Annotated in this window: 4 protein-coding genes and 1 pseudogene; 1 reads left to right on the top strand and 4 read right to left on the bottom strand. The window is 40.8% G+C overall.

The window, feature by feature from the left end:
* Window positions 1–841: 841 nt before the first annotated feature.
* The 3 genes and pseudogenes from ACJAZP_RS19475 to ACJAZP_RS19485 all read right to left on the bottom strand — a co-directional run.
* Window positions 842–949 (bottom strand): annotated as a pseudogene (locus tag ACJAZP_RS19475) (transposase); the annotation flags it as partial.
* A gap of 399 nt (window positions 950–1348) precedes the next feature.
* Window positions 1349–4438 carry an efflux RND transporter permease subunit gene (locus ACJAZP_RS19480; protein ID WP_415232405.1) on the bottom strand — a complete coding sequence of 1030 codons (3090 nt, stop codon included), beginning with the start codon at window positions 4436–4438 and terminating at the stop codon, window positions 1349–1351.
* Between the two features lie 11 nt (window positions 4439–4449).
* Window positions 4450–5655, bottom strand: coding sequence for an efflux RND transporter periplasmic adaptor subunit (locus tag ACJAZP_RS19485; protein WP_415232406.1), 1206 nt, complete (start codon window positions 5653–5655; stop codon window positions 4450–4452).
* Between the two features lie 326 nt (window positions 5656–5981).
* On the opposite strand from ACJAZP_RS19485, the gene ACJAZP_RS19490 reads away from it, so the two are divergent.
* On the top strand, window positions 5982–6596 hold the full coding sequence (locus ACJAZP_RS19490; protein ID WP_415232407.1) for a TetR/AcrR family transcriptional regulator: 615 nt from the start codon (window positions 5982–5984) through the stop codon (window positions 6594–6596).
* A gap of 10 nt (window positions 6597–6606) precedes the next feature.
* Here the strand turns inward: ACJAZP_RS19490 and ACJAZP_RS19495 are convergent, their stop codons facing one another.
* Window positions 6607–6900: a hypothetical protein gene (locus ACJAZP_RS19495; RefSeq protein ID WP_415232408.1), complete on the bottom strand. Its 294-nt coding sequence runs from the start codon at window positions 6898–6900 to the stop codon at window positions 6607–6609.
* Between the last annotated feature and the right edge of the window lie 134 nt (window positions 6901–7034).

Here is a 7034-nt window from a genome sequence, read left to right on the forward strand (position 1 = left end):
AACACCAGCATTCCCGACAAACACACCGTGATAATAATGATTAAACGGGTTTTAATCGAATCAAACTGTATTGTTGCTAACATAGTCTAACGCCCACAATTATAATTCTCTAACATGGCATTTAATTATGACGTTTTGATGTATATTACGTTAAATCATTCTGCGACGAAATGGATAAACGGCTTGCGCGGTCAGCAAGACTTGAACTGCTATTCTGGGCTAAACCACCATGGAAATATTATCATTAGCCACTGATGAGTTGGTCTGAAATCTAGAATGTGTCATATCTGGAGAATTAACAAAATTAACCAAACCTGCACAACAACAAAACCTGCGGGGTCAGGTTCTTTGAAAAGTAAAAGTTACTTAGATTTTATGAGTTAAACGCTTTAGATCTCCGATCACCACCTTGTGGTAATGGCATGGCTCTTCTAGGTAAGGTATTAGACACCTGTTCAATAAACGACTCATCACCTAACGCCCATGCCTTATTTGTTGCATCGCGAATAGCCTGAATTGTCTTGTCGGATAGATGTGAGAGAAAAAGGCTTTGGTAAGCAGACTTTCTTTCCGCTTTAGTATTTCCTAACGCCAAATACAAAGGGTGCGGTGTCAGCAGTGTAATATTTCTATCGCCCACATTACCCTGATAACTTGACCATGATTACGCAGCCGGATGTTCGACCATCCTCGCTTTAACGGGATTCAATTCAATGTAACGATAAAGTGTTAATAGGTGACTTTCAGTATCTATTAACGTCGATTTAAAACGACCCTCCCACAATGTTCCCGTTCGCTGATATGTTTGATTCACGTACCTTACGTAATATCTTCCTAAGTTTTACATAACTTGACTGAGCCCATCGTTCGAAGGCGCTGTCATTAATAAATGAACATGGTTAGTCATTAGAACAAATGCATGAATAAAAACATTATGTTTAGTAGCGGGTTCCTTGAGTTTATCTAAATAAACTCAAGGAACCCGCTACTAAACAAAGAAACACGCTTGGCGATTATTGCTTCGTTGAATTATGTGCTGAGGACAGCCAGCGATGGATAGTCGAGGTAGGCGAGCCATTTTTGTATTCCTTTACATTCTTTGGGTATACAAATTCTAATTCATAATGCCGTTTATTCAATTCCGACTACTTTCAACGAACCTGACCCCGCGGTCCTCTCATCGAAATAGCGCATGAATATAGCGAAAAACGCGTTCTACTGTCTGTTTTGCTGATACATAAGTTCAGCGGTGAACCCTTCGGTAAAGAAGGTAAAATTCATCGCTGGGCGGGTATAGGCAAACTAAATTATATTGATTTTCCTGATGCTAACGTTGCTGTCGTTGAAGCTATTCTGGATACTCTTTAGCAATAAGCTCTTTTTTAATATTAAAAAAGAGACTGTATAACACAGGCACAACACCGAGTGTTAACAACGTGCCAATCGCCAAACCAAACGCCAATGCACTTGCCATCCCGAAAAACAAGGCGTCCTTACTAATAATCAATGGTAATAAGCCAAGTATTGTAGTGACTGTAGACATCACTATAGGGCGCAATCTGCGAAGGCAGGCTTGAACTATTGCTTCATACTGATCCACATTTTCCTTACGCTCTATATCGATTCTATCGATCAATACAATGGCGTTATTGACAATAATCCCAGCTAACGCATATAGACCTAAAATAACCATAAATCCAAAGTTTGCCTGCACGGCGAGTAGGCCAATGACAGCACCTATTAAAATAAGTGGGACGGTCAGAATAACAATACTGGCACGCCGCAACGAATTAAACTGAGCTATTAGTACCAGCATTACAACTGCTAAACACAGTGGTAAATTGGCGTTAAGAGATGCTTGAGATTCCTTTGAATCTTTGACAACTCCGTCAAATTCAATACGATGAGCAGGCGGCAGTTTCGCTCTGAGTTTATCAAGCTCTGGCTCTAAGATGGGCACCATATCTTCAGCCGTCATGTTTAAATTTTTAGCTTCAATCGTAACCGTTCTGAATAAGTTTTCGCGGGCAATTCTTGCGTACTGGGGGCTAAGATTAACATCAGCAACTTGCTCTAATGGTACATTCACATTTCTTGCTGTAGAAAAAACATTAATACCGTATATGCGGCTAATATCATACCTATCCTGGGGGTGGCCTCGAATAATGATGGGTATTAAATCATCGCCGTCTCGAAACTCAGACACGACAGTGCCCGAGAAAAAGGTTTCTAAGGAGTTAGCCACATCTGCTGAGGTAACGCCTGCGCGTTTTGCTCTGGCCTGATCGACTTGCACATTAACCTGAGTTATTTTATTTTCCCAGTCATTTTTAATGTCAACCGTACCTTCCAAATTGCGGAAAATTGCTTCAACTTCTGAGGCCACATTGTAAATATAATCTTTGTCAGGCCCTATCACCTGCACATCAATTTTATTCGAATCAGAAGGACCTAAAAACATTTTAGTGACACGCGCATTAATCATTGGGAAACCACTAGCAAAATCTTCACGAAGCTTTCTCATGGTTTCATATTGGAATTGTCGGTCTGTTAAGTTAAGCATCACAAAAGCTTTACTAGATTCAGGTGTGATTGGCGTGAGTGATAATACAAATCTCGGACCACCAAAACCGCCATATGCTGCGTAGTTATTGACATGGGGGTAGCGCTCTTTATTGTCCAGAAGGTCAAATACCATCTCCAATACGTCTTCTGTCTCATGCATTGAAGATCCTGCAGGTAAATCAATATAGGCTAATACTTGAGCGCGATCTGAATCCGGAAAGAATTTCACTGGAACCGTCGTCATCACAAGTCCTGCACCTATAAAAAGCAGGATGGTCCCTGCCATGGTAAACGCTCTATATCTCAAAACAAAGTGCAAAATCGCTTTATACACAGGGTTTATAAGATTGAATAAATTGGCGACTTTGGCTTGAATACCCGTCTTCCTTACCTTTACATCTGTAATAAACCAGTAGCATAAATAAGGTGTCACCATGAGGGATAATAACCATGAAGTGAAAAGTGAATAAATGATCACGATTGACACTGAACGAGTGTATTCACCAGAGTCACTCTCAGCTAACATTAATGGCAAGAACACCAGCATAGTTGTAACAGAGGAGGTCAGTAAAGGGATTGCTAATGAACGTCCTATTTCAGACACAATTTGACGACGTTTCTCACCATTTTCTAATCGCTTTTTGAAGTCTTCAGCAACTACAATACCATTATCGACCAGTAAGCCAAGCGAGATTATAAGGGTTGCTAAACTCATGCGTTCAAGTGCCATACCACTAAAATTGAGTACAGCGAGCACAATTAAGACAACCGCAGGCACTATTGCACCAACAATCAGCCCAATGCGAAAACCAAGGAATAAGATAACAACGCCAAGTACAATAGATAATGTTTGGACCACGTTTATAGACACACCGTCAACAGCAGCATTGACTTGGTCTGCTTGTCGAGTAATCACTTTAAGGCTAATGCCGGCAGGCATTTGTTGTTCTAAGGTACGCAACATTTCTTCTAAGCGAGGCGTATATTCAGTCACACTGAAGCGATCGTTTTTAGATATAGCCAATACAATTGCGCGCTCACCATTGAAATAGGCAGTTTGAGATGCAGGTGATTGAACACTTCGGTATACCGTTGCGATATCCTCTAAGCGTATTGAGTTATTCGTATTGGGCAGGGTAAAAATAACCTCTTTGATTGATTCAATGCTCGTGAAGTCGCCGCTAGGAACAATATTAAAGCTCTTGCCGTTTAAATTAATTGTACCCCCAGACCGGATCACGTTTTGTTGCTGCAATATCTCAATTAACTGTGATGGAGACACACCGAGTTGCGCGGTTTTAACGTCAGAAACCTCAATTACAATATTTTCTTGTTGTGCCCCTAAAATACTAACTGATTGTGTGCCTTCAACCGTGTACATCATATCCCGAGCATGTTGCGCCATGTCGTACATATCGCCCATTAAAATGCCTTCATCGGCTTGCAGAGCAACCGTCAATATCGCAACATCACCAAAGTTATCATTGATAAAATGGGGGGGGGTTCCTTCAGGGAATTGGCTTTTTACTTTCTCTAATTCATTTCGGACTTTATCCCAAATTTGGTCAAGGTCGAAATAGCGATCGTATAAGTCAACATAAACAACAGATGTGCCGTGCATGGAAATTGAACGAATTTCTTCAACCTCATCGACATTGCGCACCCCTTCTTCAACTGTTTTAGTGATCAGGAGTTCTATTTTTTCAGCCGGCATACCGGGAAAATGAGTGGTGATAACCGCTTCGCGAACTTTAATTGAAGGGTCTTCTTGCGCGGGCAATGAAAAGTAACTAAAACCACCAAACAACATTAATGACAATACCGCGCTCATCACTAAACGGTTATAGGTTAAACCAATATCAGATAAATTCATTTTCATTACTTCTATTGGTTATATATTTGGGTTGAGGTTTCAACTGCCGAAATAGCTTGTTCGGGTCGTAAAAAGTCGAGGCCAGTTTTCACTATTCGCAACTCAGTAAGAAGGCCTATATCGGGTTGCTGCTTGAATTTAATAATCGCGGTTTGGGGTTTCAATTCAACAATTTCAATATAGTATTTCTTTGCTATCGCATTTAGCTCGTTGTTCAGGCTTTTGGCGTAGACAGGTGTGTCCTTGTTAGTTAATTTTGTTGGTTGGATTGCGACAAAGTATAGATAAGGGCCGGACTTGTCGGTGGTGAATGCGCTGAAAGGGACTTCATAATATTCGTCAGTTGAGAACAAACTGCTGACCGACAAGATAATTTCAGCCGACATACCTGGATAAAAACCAGTGTGGTTGTCATTTAATGTAATGGTAATCGGAAACGCATTTGCAATAGACGCTTGCGCGCCAATTTCGGTGAGCGTTGCAGGGTAAGTTGTCGATGCACTAAGGGATGGCACAATCACACCTACTTGGTCAAGAAGTGAAACCTTACTGATCCAGCCTTCAGGTATTGCTGCGTTGACCTCCAAGTTTGCATTGCCTTGAATGCTAATTACCGGAGCGCCAAGACTCACTTGCTGCGAAGGTTCTACAAAACGGGCTGATACGCGTCCTGAGTAAGGTGCCACGAGGATTGTGTCTGACAAGTTCTCAGTTGCTATGGCTAACGAACTTTCCGCCACCTTGGTGCGCTGCTTGGCAATATCAAAGTTAGCGAGAGCATTGTCGAATGTGGCTTGTGATACTAGGCCTTGTCGCCTGAGTGCTTTGTTTCTTTCAAATGTTTGCTTGGCATCAACTAATGCTGCGGTGGCTTCACCTAAAGCACTCTTGTTTTGCTGAACTGCCAGCATATACACTGCTTTATCTAATTCAGCGAGCACGTCACCTTTGTTGAAAGATTGGCCCAGATCGACATACATTGTAGAAATAACACCGGTTACTTCAAATGAAATCGATGCAGCGTCTGCAGCTTGAAGAGTACCAGTTAGGTGTCTTTTTACGACATCGGATGCGGGTAATAGCTTAGTCGTCCAGACTTTTTTAGGAAGCTCACTTTTAGTCGTGCTGCTTTGCTGCATATTCTTTTCAGATCCTGAACAAGCACTCAATATAAAAATTGTAGGGACTACTAGTGTGGCGATTTGTGTAAAACGCATTATCTTTCCTTTAACTAAAGCGGCTGTTTTATCTTTTAATATCAATTAGCTGCTAATCATATATCGGGTTTATTACGTACTCTATGTCATCGTTGAGTCTGTTCTAAACCTAGCATGTACAAGCAATTTAAGTAAATTGTTGATATTGATTATAAGTACTGTACAGTACAGTACCATAAGGTTTTGCATTTGTCAGTATACAAAATTAACATGACAGAAATTTAATAATCCGCAACTGAAGAGCTTACGCGGCAATAATAAATGTAGGAACGTGTACTTGAAAATCTGTAATATAATGAAGAGAGTTTTAAATATGAGCCATAAATATGAGTCGTAAAGACGCTGAATGCCGAATTTTAGCGGCTGCGAGAAGCCTATTCTTTGAATTTGGGGTGCCAGCGGTAACCACTGATATGTTAGCTAAAGCAGCAAAAACCTCAAAAATGACCTTATATAAGTATTTTGAGAATAAAGAAGTGTTGTTAGAAGCGGTCGTAACACAAGAGGTTGCTAGGATTTACGAGCCCTCAAAAGTGGAAGTACACAACCAAGTAGAGTTTCAAAACATGCTGCAATCATTTTGCGTGAACGTCGTTAATATTATTTTTGACCCGCAAATTGTGCGCTTTGATCAGTTGATGATTAGCCAGGCATTGTCGAATAAAGAAATGTCGCAAGAGCATTACAAGCGATGTTATTTACCCGCCATACAAGAACTCGTTCGCCTGATAAAGAATGGGCAAAAGCAACAGTATTTGAAAACGGCACAACCACCTGAGGATATTGCTGATATGGTTTTATCCTCTATTTCCGGGTTAACTTATACTAAAGCACTGTTTGGTTTTCCAATTACCAAAGACAATATTGAATCGAAGGTAGTCAATGTATTGAATATTCTATTTAGTGCTAATGACACACCACTACCCAAAATCACAGAATAGTTCCTCAAGCTCAAATAAGCGTTTTTCTTGATAGTGCGAAGGCAATATTGAGGTGATAAGAGGCTGATTCACCAATAAAGTGAGGATAGACCTCGTCCTCGCCTTCCCAGCCTAGCGTCCTCCCTGCAAAAGTTAAAAAGGTAGGTTCGCCAATATTTAAGACCGTGAAATCATTGTTTTGCAGACTGAAACGCTTATCGTCGCTTATCGTGACGTCGCTTATCGTGACACCCATTGTAACTGCGCGCTGGGCCTCTTTTTCGCAAGAGAAAGGTTGGTTAGCCGCTTTTTCAGCCGCCAGCAAAGATTTATTAATCCGCTTATCAAGAAAAAATAGGGGTCAAGTTACTTGATTAATAAGACTCTGGGTACACCTAATTTCTTCATACTAATTCATACTGGCCAAAACGGAGCGTCTTGGTTTGTATTTTTGATTAC

The sequence above is a fragment of the Psychromonas sp. genome (genome assembly GCF_047632955.1).
Taxonomy (GTDB): domain Bacteria; phylum Pseudomonadota; class Gammaproteobacteria; order Enterobacterales; family Psychromonadaceae; genus Psychromonas.